Below are 16,678 nucleotides of genomic sequence, written 5' to 3'. Positions count from 1 at the left end.
GTCACTGCGCCGAGGTCACCCGGTAGACGTCGTAGACGCCCTCGACGTTCCGCACCACGTTGAGCACGTGCCCGAGGTGCTTCGGGTCGCCCATCTCGAAGGTGAAGCGCGACACCGCGACCCGGTCGCGCGACGTGGTGACCGACGCGGAGAGGATGTTCACCTTCTCGTCGGCGAGTACCTTCGTCACGTCCGAGAGCAGACGGTGCCGGTCCAGCGCCTCCACCTGGATCGCCACGAGGAACACCGATGACGCGGACGGCGCCCACTTCACGTCGAGGAAGCGCTCCGGCTCCTTGCGCAGCTCCGCCACATTGGTGCAGTCGGTGCGATGCACGCTCACCCCGCCCCCTCGGGTGACGAAGCCGACGATCTCGTCGCCCGGCACCGGCGTGCAGCACTTGGCGAGCTTCGCGAGCACGCCCGGCTGCCCGGTGACCAGCACGCCCACGTCGGAGGCCGCCGTCGGTCCCGCGAAGGTCGACGGGGTGTTCCGCTCGGCCAGCTCCTCCGTGGCCTCCTCGATCCCGCCGAGCTGCTCGAGCATCCGCTGGACCACGGTGTGCGCGGAGACCTGGTGCTCGCCGACCGCCGTGTACAGCGCGGACACGTCCGCGTACCGCAGCTCCTTGGCGATGCCCGCCATCGACTCGGCGTTGGTGAGGCGCTGCAGCGGCAGGCCCGAGCGCCGCACCTCCTTGGCGATGGCGTCGCGGCCGTTCTCCAGGGCCTCCTCGCGGCGTTCCTTGGCGAACCACTGCCGGATCTTGGCCTTCGCCCGCGGGGAGACCACGAAGGTCTGCCAGTCGCGCGACGGTCCCGCGTTCTCGGCCTTGCTGGTGAACACCTCGACGACCTCGCCGTTCTCGAGCTTGCGCTCCAGCGCGACGAGGCGTCCGTTCACTCGGGCACCGATGCACCGGTGCCCCACCTCGGTGTGCACCGCGTAGGCGAAGTCGACCGGCGTCGACCCGGCCGGGAGGGTGATCACGTCGCCCTTCGGGGTGAAGACGAAGATCTCCTTGACCGCGAGGTCGTACCGGAGCGATTCGAGGAACTCCCCCGGGTCAGCCGCCTCCCGCTGCCAGTCGAGCAGCTGCCGCATCCACGCCATGTCGTCGACCTCGGCCAGGTCCGAGCCCTTCGCGCCGCCGGCGCCGCGTCCCTTCGTCTCCTTGTAGCGCCAGTGCGCGGCGATGCCGAATTCGGCGGTCCGATGCATCTCGCGGGTCCGGATCTGCACCTCCAGGGGTTTGCCCTCGGGCCCGATCACCGTGGTGTGCAGCGACTGGTACACGCCGTACCGCGGCTGGGCGATGTAGTCCTTGAACCGGCCCGCCATGGGCTGCCAGAGCGAATGCACCACGCCGACGGCGGCGTAGCAGTCCCGCACCTCGTCGCAGAGGATCCGCACGCCCACCAGGTCGTGGATGTCGTCGAAGTCGCGGCCCTTGACGATCATCTTCTGGTAGATCGACCAGTAGTGCTTGGGCCGTCCCTGCACATCGGCGACGATCCGCTGCGCGGTCAGGGCGCCGTTGATCTCCGCGCGGACGGCCGCCAGGTAGGTGTCCCTCGACGGTGCCCGGTCGGCCACGAGCCGCACGATCTCGTCGTACTTCTTGGGGTGGAGGATGGCGAACGCGAGGTCCTCGAGTTCCCACTTGACCGTGGCCATGCCGAGCCGGTGCGCGAGCGGGGCGATCACCTCGAGCGTCTCGCGGGCCTTGCGCGCCTGCTTCTCCGGCGGGAGGAAGCGCATGGTGCGCATGTTGTGCAGGCGGTCCGCGACCTTGATCACCAACACCCGCGGATCGCGGGCCATGGCGATGATCATCTTACGGATGGTCTCCGCCTCGGCGGCGTTGCCGAGGGCCACCTTGTCGAGCTTGGTGACCCCGTCCACGAGGTGCGCGACCTCGGAGCCGAAGTCCGCGGTAAGCTGATCGAGGCTGTAGCCGGTGTCCTCGACCGTGTCGTGCAGCAGCGCGGCGACGATGGTCGTGGTGTCCATACCCAGTTCGGCGAGGATCGTCGCGACCGCCAGCGGGTGCGTGATGTACGGGTCGCCCGACTTGCGCATCTGGTCCGCGTGCCGCTGCTCGGCCACGTCGTAGGCGCGTTCGATGAGCGCGACGTCCGCCTTCGGGTACACCTCGCGGTGCAGCGCGACCAGCGGCTCGAGCACCGGCCGAACGTGGTTGCGGGTCCCCGTCATCCTGCGGGCGAGGCGGGCGCGCACGCGGCGCGTGGTGGAACCCGTCGTCTCCGCGGCGGGCGGCCCGCCGGCGAGCCGCGCGGCCTCCGCGGTGGGAGTGCGCGCGGCGTCGGGTCCCTGAGACTGCAGCGACATGGTGCCTCCCCGTCGTCCTCGTCGTGAGTGGACTAGGGATTCAGCCTACCGAGATCGTGGACACCGCGATGGGCCCGCCGGGCAATTGGCCCAGCCGCGCCCGTCCGCCGAGCGCCTCGAGCTCCAGGACGACGGAGACCCGCTCGACGACCGCACCCGCGCGCCGTAGCAGGGCGACGGCCCCGGACACCGTGCCGCCGGTGGCGAGCACGTCGTCGACGATGAGGATCCGCTTGCCCTGCAACGCGATCCCGTCAGCGGGGATCTCCAGCGCGGCGGTGCCGTACTCGAGCTCGTACTCCTCGTGCAGCACGGGCGGCGGCAGCTTGCCCGCCTTGCGCACCGCGAGGGTGCCCACTCCCAGTGCCAGCGCGACGCCGGAGCCCAGGAGGAAGCCGCGCGCGTCGAGGCCCGCCACGAGGTCGACGGTGACCGCGCCCGGAGCGTCGGCGCCCGCCGCAGTACCGGACGCGCGGCCCGCCGCGGCCAGGCCGTCGATGACGGCGGCGAGGGCGGCACCGTCGGCGAACACGGGCGTGAGGTCGGCGAACACGACCCCGGGTTCCGGGAAGTCCGCGATGTGGCGGGTGTGCTCGGCGACGGCGCGCGCCGCGTCTGCGCGGCCGGGCGTGTCAATCACGACGCCGGGCCCGCTTGGTCTGCGGCCGCGCGGGCGCCTTGTCGAGGTGCACCGTCGCCTCGCCCTCGGGAGACGGATCCTCACCGGCGGCGATCTTCGCCCGCCGGGCCAGCACCCTGGCGGTGTGCGCCTTGTACTCGGGCCGGCGCTCCTTGAGCGACACGAGGAGCGGAGACGCGAAGAACACGGACGAGTACGCGCCGACCACGACGCCGACCAGCTGGATCAGGCCCAGGTCCATGAGCGTGCCGACGCCCAGCAGCCACGCCGCGACCACCATCAGCGAGATGATCGGCAGCGCCGAGATCACGGTGGTGTTGATCGAGCGCATCAGCGTCTGATTGACGGCGAGGTTCGCCTGCTCGCCGTAGGTGCGCCGGTTCGTGTGCAGCACGCCACGCACGTTCTCGTCGACCTTGTCGAACACGACCACCGTGTCGTAGAGGGAGAAGCCGAGGATCGTGAGCAGGCCGATGACGGTGGCCGGGCTCACCTCGAAGCCGGACCAGGCGTAGAAGCCCGCGGTCACGATCACGTCGAAGAACAGCGACGCGAGGGCGGCGAGCGCCATGTCCCACTCGCGGAACCGGACCGCGATGTAGATGGTCACGATCACCAGGAACACCACCAGAGCGAGCAGGCCGCGCTGGGTGATCTGCTGGCCCCAGGTGGAGCTGACGCCCGAGAAGCTGATGCTGTTCGGGGACGGCGAGCCGTCGCGGCCCGGCGGGTGAAAGGTCTGGAACAACGCCTCGCGGGCCTTGGTGATCTGGTCGTTGTCCAGCTCGGACAGCGAGACCTGGTAGGTCGCGGCGGCTCCCGTGCCGGCGGTCTGCACGGCCGAGGGCTCGACGCCCGTCGCGCTGCGGACGGTCTCGCGGACCTTGGCCGTGTCGACGTGCGCGCTGCCGACGGGGAACGACACCTGCGTGCCGCCCTCGAAGTCGATGCTGAACGTGAAGCCGGGGAAGAGGATGCCCAGGATCGCGACGACGATGATCAGGCCGGTGGCGAGGTAGTACTTGCGCCGGTGCCCGACGATGTCGAACGCGCCCGTGCCGGTGTAGAGCTTGCTGAAGAAGGATGCCTTCTTCTCGGTCTCCGTGACGATGTCGGTCATGCTCACGCCTCCCCGGTGGTTGCGGCGGCGCGCTTGCGCTCACGGCCGATCGCGGCGACGGCGCCGAGGCCGTTCATCGACGGCTTCGCGAAGAAGTCCGTCTTCGACGCGTAGTGCACGAGCGGATGGGTCAGGAGGAACACGATCACGATGTCGAGCGCGGTGGACAGGCCGAGGGTGAAGGCGAAGCCCCGCACGTCCCCGACCGCCAGCGCGTACAGCACGACGGCCGAGAGCAGCGAGACGGCGTTACCGGTCCAGATCGTGCGCCGCGCACTGGCCCAGCCGCGCGGGACGGCGGACCGGAAACTTCGGCCCTCGCGGATCTCGTCCTTGATGCGTTCGAAGTAGACGACGAAGGAGTCCGCGGTCATGCCGATGCCGATGATGATGCCGGCGATACCCGACAGGTCCAGCGAGTATCCGATCCACCGGCCCAGCAGCACGAGGAGCCCGTAGATCAGCACGATGGACATGGTGAGCGACAGCCCGACCAGGACGCCGAGGGCGCGGTAGTAGATCAGCGCGTACACCAGCACCAGTGCGAGGCCGATCAAGCCGGCGATGAGGCCTGCCCGCAGCGACTCGAAACCAAGGGTGGCGCTGACGGTCTGCGCGGTGCCCGCCTTGAAGGACAGTGGCAGCGAGCCGTACTTGAGGACGCCGGCCAGCTCGGCGGCGCTCTTCTGGGTGAACGATCCGGAGATCTGGGTCTGGCCGCCGGTGATCGGCTCGTTGATCTGCGGCGCGGTGATCACCTGCGAGTCGAGCACGAACGCGGCCTGCTTGCCGCGGTTGTTGGACGTGAACTCCGCCCACACCTTCGACGCGTCGCCGGTGAAGTCCAGCGTGACCACGTACTGCGCGCTCTTGTCCGGGATGCCGGAGGAGGCGTTCTTGATGGATTGGCCGTCGATGATCGCCGGGCCGAGGGTGTACACCATGCGGGCCTTGGCCGGGTCCGCCGGATCCGGGCGGTCGCAGGTGATCAGCGGCTTGGTGGGGTCGTCGTTCCCGGCGATCGGGTCCGACGGCCACGCGCAGTTCAGCGCGGCGATGGCCTTCTTCTGCACCGCGGGGTCGGTCGACTGCCGCGTGGCCCGCGCCTCGTCGATCGCCTTCTTCGCGGCGGCGGGATCGGCGAGGTCCGGGACCGGGGTGTTCACCGCGGCCGCGGGCGACGGCGTACCCAGCACCGGGCGCACCTTGAGCTGCGCGGTCTGGCCGAGGGTACGAGCCTGGTCGCCGTCGGTGCCGGGCACCGTGATCACCAGGTTGCTGCCGTTGATCTTCACCTCGGAACCGGACACGCCGAGCCCGTTGACGCGCTTGTTGAGGATGTCGCGCGCCTGCTCCATCTGGTCGGACTTGGGCGGCTGCCCGTCCGGCGTGACGGCCTGCAGCGTCACCGTGGTGCCGCCCTGCAGATCGATGCCCAGCTTGGGCGACGGCTTGTGGTCGCCGGTGAAGAACACCAGCCCGAAGACCACGAGCAAGATCACGCCGAAGGCGATGAGGAGCCGCGACTCGTGACTGTCGCTGCTCGATGTTTTCCTGGCCACGGGCGGTTACGACTCCTCGGCGTGGTGAAAGCCTCCGGCGCACGGCGCCGGAGACCTTCGTCGGTGGTGACGGATGCGGGTCAGCGGTCCTCGGAGCCCTTGTCGAGGTCGACCGACTCGATGGGCGGGGCGAGCAGCTCCTCCGGCTCGATGACCTTCGCGATCGCGCGGCGGACCCACTCGGTGGTCACGCCGGTGGCGATCTCCAGCTTCACGGTGTCCTCGCCGAGGCCGACGACGGTGCCGTACAGGCCCGTGCTGGTCATGACCCTGGTACCGGTGGTCAGGCTCTCCTGCATCGCCGCGGTCTCGCTCATCTGCTTCTTCTGCTTCCGGAACTGGAAGAACATGAAGACGAGCATGAGGACTAGCAGGAGGGGCAGCAGCAGTTGGCCGGGCATGGTTGTTTCGATCCTTCGGTCGGGTTCGCGGGCGCGCCGCGGCTGTGGCCGCCCGGGTCGCGGACAGCACTCGGTGTTCCAGTGTTCCACATCTCGGCCGAGTCAGGCCGGACGGTGCACCACCAGCGGCAGCACGACCGTGGCGCCGGCCTCCCGCAACCGCGCGGCCGCGACGGTGACCGCCCACCCCGTCCCCGACTCGTCGACGACGAGCAGCACCGATCTGCCGCGCACCGCGCCCGCTGCAGCACCGTCGACCGTGATCGCGTCGAGCCAGTGCGCGGCCTCCTGCGCCCCCGACGCGTCCCGCCCCGGCGCCGGGCCCCGCGGCACCGGCAGGGTGACGCGGTCGAGCCGGCCCACCTCGGCGATCCGATCCGACACGGGCTCCACAGGCGCGGGGCGGTCGGTGAGCTGCAGCGACGCGACGATCTCGGGCCGCGCCCGCCACTGGTCCCGCCACCGCGACAACGCGGCGACGGCCGCACCGGCGAGGTCGTCGATCGCCTGCGCGTCCCCCGAACGAGCCGCCCCGACGGTGCCCGTCCATTCCGGCGCGTCCGCGAACACGAGCACGCGGCCCGGCTCCGCGGCGAGGTCCGGCTGGATCCGGCCCTTGCGCCCGGAGACGCCGCCCGGCCACATCTTCCGCGGCTCGAGGACCTGGCTCTGGGATCGCAGCGCGCCGGCCACGGCGCGGGCCGTGTCCGGCGGGACCGGCTCGCCCAGCCTGTCGGGGACGTGCCCCAGGCAGACCGAGCAGCGGCCGCACGGCGCCGCTTCGGGGTCGTCCAGCGATTCGGTGAGCAGCTGCATCAGGCACCGCTCGCCGCGCGTGTAGGCCCGCATGATGTCGGCCTCGCGGCGCCGGGTCTCGACGATCCCGTCGTAGTGGGCGCCGTCGTAGTGCCAGGGCGCACCGGTCGCGCGGTAGCCACCGTCGACGCGCTCCACCGCACCGTCGACCGCGAGTTGCTTGAGCATGAGGTCGATGCGGGTGCGGCGGATGCCGGTGGCGGCCTCCAGGGCGATCGCCGACTGCCCCTCCCCCGTCTGGTCGTCGGCCAGCGCACCGAGCACCCGATCCATCTGCTGCGGGTCCGGGATCGTGGCCGTGGCGAAGTAGTCCCACACCCCCGCATCGGACTCCGACGGCAGGAGCGCGACGACGGCGTGGTCGATCGCGCGCCCGGCGCGACCCACCTGCTGGTAGTACGACACCGGTGACGGCGGCGAACCGACGTGCACGACGAAGCCCAGATCGGGCTTGTCGAATCCCATACCGAGCGCGGAGGTGGCGACGAGGGCCTTGATCTCGTTGGCGCGCAGCGCATCCTCGAGCCGGGCGCGCGTGTCCGGATCGAGCTTGCCGGTGTACGCGGCCACCGGGTACCCCGGGCCGTGCACCGCGCGGATGCCGTCCACCAGGCGCTCCGCGTCGGCCACCGTGAGCGCGTAGACGATGCCCGAGCCCGGCAGGTCCGGCAGATGCCGGGCCACCCAGGCGTACCGGGAGATCGGCGCGAGCGCCGGAAGCACGTTGAGCTGCAGCGACCGACGCGCGAGCGGCCCGCGCAGGACGAGCGTGGCACTGCCGAGTTGCGCCGCCACGTCCGCGGTCACGCGGGCGTTCGCGGTGGCGGTGGTCGCGAGCACCGGAGTCTCCGGGTGGAGCCTGGTCAACACGTCGGACACCCGGCGGTAGTCCGGCCGGAAGTCGTGGCCCCAGTCCGACACGGCGTGCGCCTCGTCGATCACCAGCAGCCCGAGTGATCCCTCCAGCGCAGAGAGGACGCGACGCCCGAAGGAGGGGTTCGCGAGCCGCTCCGGTGAGACGAGCAGCACGTCGATCTCACCCGCGGTGAGCGCGGCTTCGATGGTGTTCCACTCCTCGAAGTTCGACGAGTTCAGCGTGGCGGCACGCAGCCCCGCGCGCTCCGCCGCCGCCACCTGATCACGCATCAGGGACAGCAGCGGCGAGACGATGAGCGCAGGCCCCGCGCCCTCCGCTCGGCGCAGCGCGGTGGCCACCCAGTACACCGCCGACTTGCCCCAGCCCGTGGCCTGCACGACGAGGACCCGCGCCGCGGGTTCCAGCAGCGCCGCGACCGCCGTCTCCTGGTCCTCCCGTAGCTGCGCACCGGGCCCCGCGAGGGCCTCGATCACCTGCCGCGCCCGGTGCTCCCGCGCGCCCGTGAGCCTGGTCTCCGTCATCGCATCCACCCCCTGATCGGTCGTCGTCCCGAACCCTATCGGGACCGACTGACAAGGATCAGTCGACGAGCCCGTCGTCGCAGGTCACCGCACTGATGATTGCGATCGCAGCGCATTCCACTGTGGGTTGTCCTCCGCGGGGCGAACAAGGGGTGCCACCGCGCTGTCCTGAGCCCCTCACCCGGCGCTCGGGACAGCGCGGTCACTGCGTCCGTCCGGTCATCTCCTCCATGAGGATCGGTGCCCCGACGTTGATCGAGTGCACACCCACCGTGGTCGCCAGCTTCAGCACCTCGAGGATCTCCCGGGGCTCGACGCCGAGGTCGAGCGCCGCCCGCATGTGCCGCCGGACGCCCGGCGCGTACATGTGGGTGCAGGCCGCATCGACGGCGATGCACAGCAGCTCGACCACCTGCGGTGTCAGGACGCCGCCCCGGTAGGTGCTCATCGTGGTCCGCATGAAGGATTCGGTCCACTCCGGGTCGAGCTCGGCCACGCCGTCCCACATCGGATTCCAATGCCCGGCACCGCGCATCGTCTCCACCACGGACTCGTCGGCTCCGGTCACGGTGCGGTCCCCGACGGTGCCCGAACCGCCAGTTCGGCGAGCAGGTCGTCGAGCAGCGGCCACTCGCCGTACCCGGATGCCGGATTGAGGTGCCCGGCATCGCCGAGATCGACGAGCCGACTCCCCCACGCCTCGGCGAGACCGGCGGTGGTCCGGTACCGCGCGAGCGGATCGTTTCGGCTCGCCGCCACGATCGACGGGAAGGGCAGGCGCCGGCGCGGGATCGGCTCCCACCCCGCAGCCGACAGCTCCGCCGGTCGCGGGTGCGGCTCGGGCCACTGCACCCCGAAGTCGGGCGGGGTCGCGAGGAGCGCCCCGACGACCTTGTCGAGCGCGGGGGCACCGTCTGCCGACGATCGGACCCAGCGGACCGTCGCGAGCACGCCGGCGCTGTGCGCCACCAGGATCGCTGGACCGTCGACCGCGGCCACGGTCTCGCCCAGCAGGCGGGTCCGCTCCTCGATCGAGTGCCACTGCGACTCCTCCGGGAAGGGCACCGTGACGGCGCCCTCGGTCCGGGCCGCGAACACCTCCTGCCAGTGTGACGGTGCGCTCCCCCGCAGGCCCGGCACGACCACGTACGTGGGCGCACTCACCGCGCCACCTCCGTGTTGAGGGCCTGCAGCTTGGCCAGCCCGCGCGGATGCAAACGTTTGCCGCACACCATGAACAGCGCTGCCGGTACGTACACGAGAGGCGCGAGCTGCAGGGCCTCGGTCAGGCCCAGGCGGTCGGCGAGCGCACCGATCAGGATGGGTGCCAGGGCGAGGCCGAGCAGGTTGTTCGCCAGTGTGAGCGTGCCCATCGCCGACGCCTGCACCGAGCGGTGCGTGAGCGAGGCGACCATGGCGGCCGCCGTGCCCGAGCTGCCCGCCGCGAAGAAGGCGCCGACGCCCAGCAGCACCAGCTGCGGTGTGCCCGTGGGCATCCGGAACGCGACCATCAGGGCGACGAAGGCGATCACGCAGTACGCGATGCCGGCCGTCCACTTGCGGGTGCCGTCGGTGAGGCTGTAGCGGTCCGCGAGGAAGCCGCACACGATCATGCCGGAGCCGACGAGCAGCACGAACAGCGCCGCGGCGCCACCGGCCCTGTCGACCGAGAGGTGGTACGCCTCCTTGAAGTACGTCGGCAGCCACGTGAGCATGACCGCTGCCATGAACATCTGCAGGCCACTGCCGATGTACGCGCAGAGCACGGGCGAGTTGGTGAACAGGCTCGAGAGCGGTGCCCGCCCGGCCCGGATCGGCTCGGCGTTCTCCCACGACGGTGCCGCGCCGGCATCGTCGACCTGGTTGCGCTTGACGCGCGCCTCGGTGACCACGAGCTTGAACACGGCGACCAGCAGCAACCCGAGCACGGCCATCGCGCCGAGCGACCAGCGCCAGCCGAAGTGCACGGCGATGAGGCCGCCGATGCCGGTGCCGACCATCGTGCCGAACGAACCGCCCGCCATGAAGGACGCGGACAGCGCAGCGTGTACCCGGGGCGCGAACAGGCTGAGCACCAGCGCGATCCCGACGCTGCCGTACGCGGCCTCGCCGACGCCGACGACGAACCGGGCCGCGAGCAGCTGCTCGTAGTTCTGCGCGAACGCGCACGCCAGGGTGGCGATCGACCACAGCACCGCCATGAGCACGAGACTGCGGACCCGGCCCCACCGGTCGGCCAGGATGGACACCGGCAGGGTCAGGACTCCGACCATGAGGGCGACCACCGAGATCAGGGAGCCCTGCTGGGCCTTGTCGAGGTGCAGTTCCTGTCCCAGCGGGACGAAGACTGCGGCGAGCACCTGGCGCGACATGTAGTCCGACAGCAGCAGCGCGAAGGCGAGTCCGAAGACGACCCACGGATAGATCCGCCGGCGGGACCGGACAGGTCCCGCCGGCGTACCGTCGGCGCCTGAGATGTCACCCGTGCGGGTGGTCATGAGGGCCATTGTCATTCATCCGTTCACGCGTGCTGGGTGAAACCGAGCTGGCCGGCCTGGCGGTTCGGCGCGTAGCCGAGCTTGGCGAGGGTCTCGTCGACCGAGCCGTACTGCTCACCGATGCGGTAGATGTCGCGGGCCTCCTTGCCCGTGGCGACGTCGCGGCCGAGCTCGTGGCTGATCCGCACGAGCTGCTTGACCTGGTCGACGGACTTGATCTTCTCGCCGGGGCGGCCCCAGATCGTGTCCTCGTTGCCGCACCGGGTGTGCAGGCCCATGGCGATGGCCATGGTGTTCACGGGGAGCACCGAGCGCATGAGCGTCTCGAGGGTCAGGATCGCGCCGTCGGGAACGCGATTGATGAAGTTCATGATGTTGTACGGGTTGGGGCCGTCGAAACCGCCGCCGATGCCCACCCAGGTGAGGTTCAGCGGGCCCATGTACTTGCCGCGGCGGATCAGACGCTCGACGGTCTCCAGCTGCGGGATCGACGAGAGCTGGAAGTGCGGCTGAATGCCGTTGGCGGTGAGGCGACGCAGGTGCTCCTCGACCCACTCGGGGCCGGCGGGGACCGTCATCTCGCGGTAGGTGTCGTAGAGCTCCGGACGCTGCATCGAGGTGCCGGCGATGTCGTCGTCGGTCATCAGCTCCATGATGTTCATCTGGCTGGTGTTGATGGCGATGGTGACCTGGTCGGGCTTGGGATCCAGCTCGGCCAGCATGTGCCGGGTGTCGTCGGAGAGCCACTTGGCGTCGGCGCCCTCGCCCTCGGGGGCGAACGAGATCGAGCCGCCGACCTGCAGGATCATGTCCGGAACGGCCTCGCGCAGGCCGGAGAGCAGCTCGTTGAACTTGCTCAGCCGCTTGCTGCCGTGGCCGTCCTCCTCGCGGACGTGGATGTGGAGCACCGTCGCGCCGGCCTCGTAGCAGTCGACGGCCTGCTGGACGTGCTGCTCCATGGTCAGCGGCAGGTCCTCGCGGAAGTCGTCGAGCTCCCACTCGGGGCCGTAGGGGGCGACCGTGATGACCTGCTTCTCCTGGACCTCGGGGAACAGGGCGTCGTCGTGGAAATGCATGATGGTTCTCCTTGTGCGTGGTGGTGGGGCTGAGTGGTTCGAGATGTTCGGGGAGCTCGGGGTGGGTCAGTACGGGCGGTCGCCGACGATGCCGGCGCGCTCCATCCGGCGCACGGCCGGCCAGTAGTCCTGCACCGCGTAGTGCTGGGTGCAGCGGTTGTCCCAGATGGCGAAGCTGTCCGGCGTCCAGCGCCAGCGGACCTGGAACTCGGGTACCGCGGCCTGCCGCTGCAGGTACTGCAGGAGCTCGCCCGCGCCGGGCGCGTAGTCGAAGCCGAAGCGGATGTTGGCGTCGTTGTGGAAGTTGGTCAGGTGGGTGGCGAAGGCGTTGACGAACAGGACCTTCTCGCCGGTCTCCGGGTGGGTGCGCACGACCGGGTGCTCCGCGTCGGGGAACGTCGCGTGCAGCGCGTGCCGCTGCTCGATCGGCAGGCGCGCACCGAAACTCGCCTCGATCGAGTGCCGGGCCCGCAGGCCGGCGATCCTGTCCTTCACGTCCTGGGGTAGGGCCTCGTAGGCGGCCACCATGTCGACCCAGATCGTGTCGCCGCCCACCTCGGGCCCCTCGACGCACCGTAGGACCGAGCCGAAGGGCGGGCACTCCCGCCACGTGGCGTCGCAGTGGAAGGCGTTCTCGTAGGCCTCGCGGTCGCTGTCGAGATCCTTGTAGATCCGGACGAGTCCGGGATGGTCGGGATCGCTGCCCAGGACGGGGTGGCTCTCGAGCTCGCCGAACCGGCGGGCCAGCGCGACGTGGTCCGCCCGGCTGATGGGCTGGTCGCGGAAGAAGAGCACCTTGTGCTGGATCAGCAGCGCGCGGAGCTCGGCGAAGAGGTCGTCGTCGTGGGCGACCTGCGCGAGGTCCACGTCGGTGACCTGGGCGCCGATGTGGGCGGTCAGGCGCTCGGCGTGCATCGTGGCGGTGGACGGCGTGGTGGGCTGGGTGGTGACGGTCATGGTGCTGCCTGTGTCTCCGGGTGGATGGGGTCGGATCAGGGGATGAGGATGGAGGAGCCGGTGAGGGAGCCGGACTCGAGCTCCTTGTGGGCGCGGGCCGCGTCGGCGAGCGGATAGGTCTGCCCCACCTGGATCGTGATGCGGCCGGCGGCGATGTGACCGAACAGCTCCCCGGCGAGCTCGGCGCGCTCTTCCGGGTCGGCGATGTAGTCGGCGAGGCCAGGGCGCGTGACGAAGAGGGAGCCCTTGATCGCGAGCTGCATCGGATCGATCGGCGGGATCGGCCCCGACGAGGTGCCGAAGCAGACGAGCAGTCCGCGCTTGGCGAGGCTGTTCATCGACGCCTCGACGGTGGCGGCGCCGACGCTGTCGAGCACCACGGGCACGCCCTTGCCGTCCGTGAGCTCGCGGACGCGCTGCGCGGTGTCCTCACGGCGGTAGTAGATGATGTGGTCGACGCCGTGGGCGCGGGCGACCTCGGCCTTCTCCTCGGTGGAGACGGTGCCGATCACCGTCAGGCCCAGGAGCTTCGCCCACTGCGCGACGATGAGGCCCACCCCGCCCGCGGCCGCGTGCAGGAGGATGGTGTCGCCCTCGCGGTACGGGTGGATGCGGCGCATGAGGTACGAGGCGGTGAGCCCGCGCATCGTGCAGGCCGCGGCGGTGGTGAAGTCCACGCCGTCGGGCAGGTGGATCAGGTGCCTGGCCGGGAGCACGAACTCAGTGCTGTACGCCCCGAGCGGCGTGCCCGTGTAGGTGTACGTGACCCGGTCGCCGGGCGCGAAACCCTCGACTCCGGAACCGACCTCCTCGACGACGCCCGCGGCCTCGACGCCCATGCCGTTCGGCAGCGGGACCGGGTACAGGCCGGTGCGGTAGTAGATGTCCGCGAAGTTCAGGCCGATGGCGTGGTGCCGGACCCGGACCTCGCCGGCACCCGGCGCACCGACCTCGATCTCCTCCAGCTGGAGTACATCGGGTCCGCCGGTCTCGTGGAAGCGGATCGCGTTCGCCATGGCTTCGGTTCCTCTCTCGTCGCTCGGATCAGTGACTGTGATGCAGATGACATTAGGGAGGCCGATCGCGCTAAACTGTTCCTCTCGGGACGCTTAACTATTCACATCGGGACAGGGTGGTGATCGTGGTCACATCGAAACGGCCGCTCGCCCGGTACGCGTCGCTCGCGAACTACGCCGAGCTCACCCGGTCACTCGGTGGCGATCCGCAGCGGCTGCTCCGCGCCGCGGGGCTGGACCCGCGCGGAATGGCCGTCCAGGACCGCTGGGTGCCGGCGGCCGCCGTCAACGACCTGCTCGAGCGCACCGCACAGGTCACCGGACGCGACGACCTCGGTCTGCGGCTCGCGGAGCTACGCCGCCTCTCCCACCTGGGCCCGCTGAGCCTGGTGCTGCGCGAGGAGCCCGACGTGCGCAGTGCGCTCGAGATCCTCATCCGGCACGAGCGCATGTACAACGAGGCGCTGCACACCCGGCTCGGGGTGTCCGACGGTGTCGCCACCCTCCGCGTGGAGCTCGACCTCGACCGCCCCGCGCCGGACCGGCAGGCGGTCGACCTCGCCGTCGGGGTCCTGTACGGACTCCTGCGAGAACTCCTCGGGCGCGACTGGTCGCCACTGTCCGTCTCGTTCGGTCATCCCCCGCCGCGGCACGCCGATACCGCCCGTCGGATGTTCGGTGGCGCACTGCATTTCGACGCCGATCTCAACGGGATCAGGCTCTACGAACGGGATCTCGACCGCCCCACCGCGACCGCCGACCCACAGCTGCGGATGTACACGCGGCGGCTGCTCGACGGCGAACCGGGCTCGGGCCGGGAGGCCACGGGCCGGATCCGCGAACTGGTCGACCTCCTGCTGCCGACCGGGCGGTGCTCCGCGGATCAGGTGGCGCGCAGCCTCGGCGTGGACCGGCGCACCGTCCATCGCTGGCTCGCGGCCGAGGGCACGACGTTCACCGAGCTCGTCGACGACGTCCGGGCCGGGCTGGCGCGGCATCTCGTGGCCGGCAGGCGGTACTCGTTCACCGAGATCGCCGAGATCCTCGCGTTCTCCAGCCCCTCCAACTTCTCGCGGTGGTTCCGCGGCCGGTTCGACACGACGCCCCGCGCGTGGCGGCGCACCGCGGGTGACGATCGGTGACCGGGCCGCGCCCTACCGCGCGCGGATCTGCCCCCACCAGAACATGAACAGCCCGCTCTTCGGGTCGTAGGCGAGGCTCACCCTGCCGGTCCACCGCTTCCCCGCGAACCCACCGGCCGCTGCCCGCGGACCGGGGCCCACCTGCGACCGGCTCTCGTGCACCAGACCGGAGTCCGCCGTCATCGGCAGCGGCGCCTCAAGCCGGTAGGTCCGCCGCTCCCGGTCCGATACCACCACGACGCCGGTGTCGCCCGCGCTGGTCACGACACTCATCGAACCGTCGTCGAGATCTGCGACGGCAACGCCGGCGCCGTGCGCGGCCTCCGCGAGTCTGCCCGCCACCTCGTCCAGGGTCATGAATCTCATCCGTTCGCAGCGACCACACAGATTCAGGACAGGATCACGGCAGCGCGGGGTTCGAGACTCAGTGTCATGACAACCGAGATCGCATCGGGCCGCACGGCCACGGACGACCCCGAGCGCGCCGACATGGTCGCCTCCTCCGCCTCGGCGGGCACCGCGCCCGTCCTCGACATCGTGATCCCCGTGTACAACGAGGCCCATACCATCGCGCACTGCGTGGAAACCCTGCACGCCTACCTCGAACACTCGCTGGGCATCCCTGCGCGGATCACCATCGCGGACAACGCCAGCACCGACGACACCCTCTCGGTCGCCCGCGCCCTCGCGGGTGCGATCGACGGCGTGCGGGTGGTCCACCTCGACGCCAAGGGGCGTGGCCGCGCTCTGCGCCGGGTCTGGGCGGAATCCGACGCCCGCGTCCTGGTGTACATGGACGTCGACCTCTCGACCGACCTCAAGGCCCTCTACCCGCTGGTCGCCCCCCTGCTGTCCGGCCACAGCGACCTCGCGATCGGCACCCGCCTGGGACGCGGCGCGAAGGTGGTCCGCGGTCCCAAGCGCGAGTTCATCTCCCGCAGCTACAACCTGTTGCTGCACACCGCGCTGCGCGTGCGCTTCTCCGACGCCCAGTGCGGCTTCAAGGCGATCCGCACCGATGTCGCGCGGGAGCTGCTCCCCCTCGTCGAGGACGGCGAGTGGTTCTTCGACACCGAACTCCTCGTGCTCGCCGAGCGAGCGGGCCTGCGCATCCACGAGGTCCCCGTGGACTGGACGGACGACCCCGACAGCCGGGTCGACATCGTCGACACCGTGAAGAAGGACCTGCGCGGCGTGATCCGCGTGGGGCGCGCCCTCGCCAGCGGCAGTCTCCCCCTCGACGATGTCCGCCGCGCGCTCGGGCGCGAGGAGCCGCAGGTCGACGGGGTGCCCCGCGGCATGGTGGGCCAGCTCGCCCGGTTCGCGGTGGTCGGCGTCGCGAGCACCGTCGCCTACGCGCTGTTGTACCTGGTGCTGCATCCCGTGATCGGGGCGCAGGCCGCGAACTTCACCGCGCTGCTCATCACCGCGGTCGGCAACATCGCCGCGAACCGCTCGTTCACCTTCGGCGTGACCGGCCGCGAGGGCGCCGCGCGACACCACGCGCAGGGACTCGTCGTCTTCCTGGTCACCTGGGCACTCACCGCGGGCAGCCTCGTCGCCCTCGCGCACGTCGCGCCCGACGCGGGCCGGGAGCTCCAGCTGGCGGTGCTCGTCGTGGCGAACCTCGTTGCGACGGTGACCCGGTTCCTGGGCATGCGCCTGATCTTCCGGTCCGCGGGCGGCGCCCCGTGACCAG

At 70.7% G+C, this 16,678-nt stretch carries 15 protein-coding genes; 2 read left to right on the top strand and 13 right to left on the bottom strand.

The annotated features are described in order from the left end of the window. Position 1 precedes the first annotated feature (1 nt). From ABZX10_RS14165 to ABZX10_RS14110, 12 genes are all read right to left on the bottom strand, one after another. Complete coding sequence (locus ABZX10_RS14165) at positions 2-2,353, bottom strand: RelA/SpoT family protein (RefSeq protein ID WP_355540560.1); 2,352 nt, start codon at positions 2,351-2,353, stop codon at positions 2-4. A 40-nt stretch (positions 2,354-2,393) separates the two neighbouring features. Continuing rightward, positions 2,394-2,993, bottom strand: a complete 600-nt coding sequence (locus ABZX10_RS14160) for an adenine phosphoribosyltransferase (RefSeq protein WP_355540557.1) — start codon at positions 2,991-2,993, stop codon at positions 2,394-2,396. Beyond that, positions 2,986-4,113: a protein translocase subunit SecF gene (gene secF / locus ABZX10_RS14155; RefSeq protein WP_355540554.1), complete on the bottom strand. Its 1,128-nt coding sequence runs from the start codon at positions 4,111-4,113 to the stop codon at positions 2,986-2,988. Before secF ends, ABZX10_RS14160 begins: the two co-directional genes overlap by 8 nt. 2 nt (positions 4,114-4,115) lie before the next feature. Continuing rightward, positions 4,116-5,675, bottom strand: a complete 1,560-nt coding sequence (gene secD / locus ABZX10_RS14150) for a protein translocase subunit SecD (RefSeq protein WP_355540552.1) — start codon at positions 5,673-5,675, stop codon at positions 4,116-4,118. 80 nt (positions 5,676-5,755) lie between these two features. After that, entirely contained in the window at positions 5,756-6,076 is a 321-nt protein-coding gene (gene yajC / locus ABZX10_RS14145) for a preprotein translocase subunit YajC (protein WP_355540549.1), read from the bottom strand. Between the two features lie 102 nt (positions 6,077-6,178). Next, positions 6,179-8,290, bottom strand: coding sequence for a DEAD/DEAH box helicase (locus tag ABZX10_RS14140; RefSeq protein WP_355540546.1), 2,112 nt, complete (start codon positions 8,288-8,290; stop codon positions 6,179-6,181). Between the two features lie 202 nt (positions 8,291-8,492). Continuing rightward, positions 8,493-8,825 (bottom strand): carboxymuconolactone decarboxylase family protein, encoded by a 333-nt coding sequence (locus ABZX10_RS14135; protein ID WP_355540729.1) that lies wholly within the window; start codon positions 8,823-8,825, stop codon positions 8,493-8,495. Positions 8,826-8,854: 29 nt separating this feature from the next. Next, on the bottom strand, positions 8,855-9,454 hold the full coding sequence (locus ABZX10_RS14130; protein ID WP_355540543.1) for an alpha/beta hydrolase: 600 nt from the start codon (positions 9,452-9,454) through the stop codon (positions 8,855-8,857). Next, on the bottom strand, positions 9,451-10,788 hold the full coding sequence (locus tag ABZX10_RS14125; RefSeq protein WP_355540540.1) for an MFS transporter: 1,338 nt from the start codon (positions 10,786-10,788) through the stop codon (positions 9,451-9,453). The genes ABZX10_RS14130 and ABZX10_RS14125 overlap by 4 nt, the downstream gene beginning before the upstream one ends. Positions 10,789-10,811: 23 nt before the next feature. Further along, a complete protein-coding gene (locus ABZX10_RS14120; protein ID WP_355540537.1) occupies positions 10,812-11,864 on the bottom strand; it encodes a 3-keto-5-aminohexanoate cleavage protein in 1,053 nt (350 codons plus the stop codon). A gap of 66 nt (positions 11,865-11,930) precedes the next feature. Next, a complete protein-coding gene (locus ABZX10_RS14115; protein ID WP_355540534.1) occupies positions 11,931-12,821 on the bottom strand; it encodes a TauD/TfdA family dioxygenase in 891 nt (296 codons plus the stop codon). Between the two features lie 35 nt (positions 12,822-12,856). Beyond that, positions 12,857-13,837, bottom strand: coding sequence for a quinone oxidoreductase (locus tag ABZX10_RS14110; RefSeq protein WP_355540531.1), 981 nt, complete (start codon positions 13,835-13,837; stop codon positions 12,857-12,859). A gap of 125 nt (positions 13,838-13,962) precedes the next feature. Between ABZX10_RS14110 and ABZX10_RS14105 the strand changes: the two genes are divergently transcribed. Further along, positions 13,963-14,979, top strand: coding sequence for an AraC family transcriptional regulator (locus ABZX10_RS14105; RefSeq protein WP_355540528.1), 1,017 nt, complete (start codon positions 13,963-13,965; stop codon positions 14,977-14,979). Between the two features lie 12 nt (positions 14,980-14,991). Here ABZX10_RS14105 and ABZX10_RS14100 read toward each other — a convergent pair whose 3' ends face one another. Continuing rightward, positions 14,992-15,336 (bottom strand): hypothetical protein, encoded by a 345-nt coding sequence (locus ABZX10_RS14100; protein ID WP_355540525.1) that lies wholly within the window; start codon positions 15,334-15,336, stop codon positions 14,992-14,994. A gap of 132 nt (positions 15,337-15,468) precedes the next feature. Here ABZX10_RS14100 and ABZX10_RS14095 point away from each other — a divergent pair, with 132 nt between their 5' ends. After that, positions 15,469-16,674 carry a bifunctional glycosyltransferase family 2/GtrA family protein gene (locus ABZX10_RS14095; RefSeq protein WP_355540726.1) on the top strand — a complete coding sequence of 402 codons (1,206 nt, stop codon included), beginning with the start codon at positions 15,469-15,471 and terminating at the stop codon, positions 16,672-16,674. Positions 16,675-16,678: the final 4 nt, after the last annotated feature.

The organism is Tsukamurella sp. NPDC003166 (assembly GCF_040611135.1).
In the GTDB taxonomy this organism is placed as follows: domain Bacteria; phylum Actinomycetota; class Actinomycetes; order Mycobacteriales; family Mycobacteriaceae; genus Tsukamurella.
The sequence above is the reverse complement of the archived record's forward strand: the minus strand, read 5'-3'. Positions and strand labels throughout refer to the sequence as shown.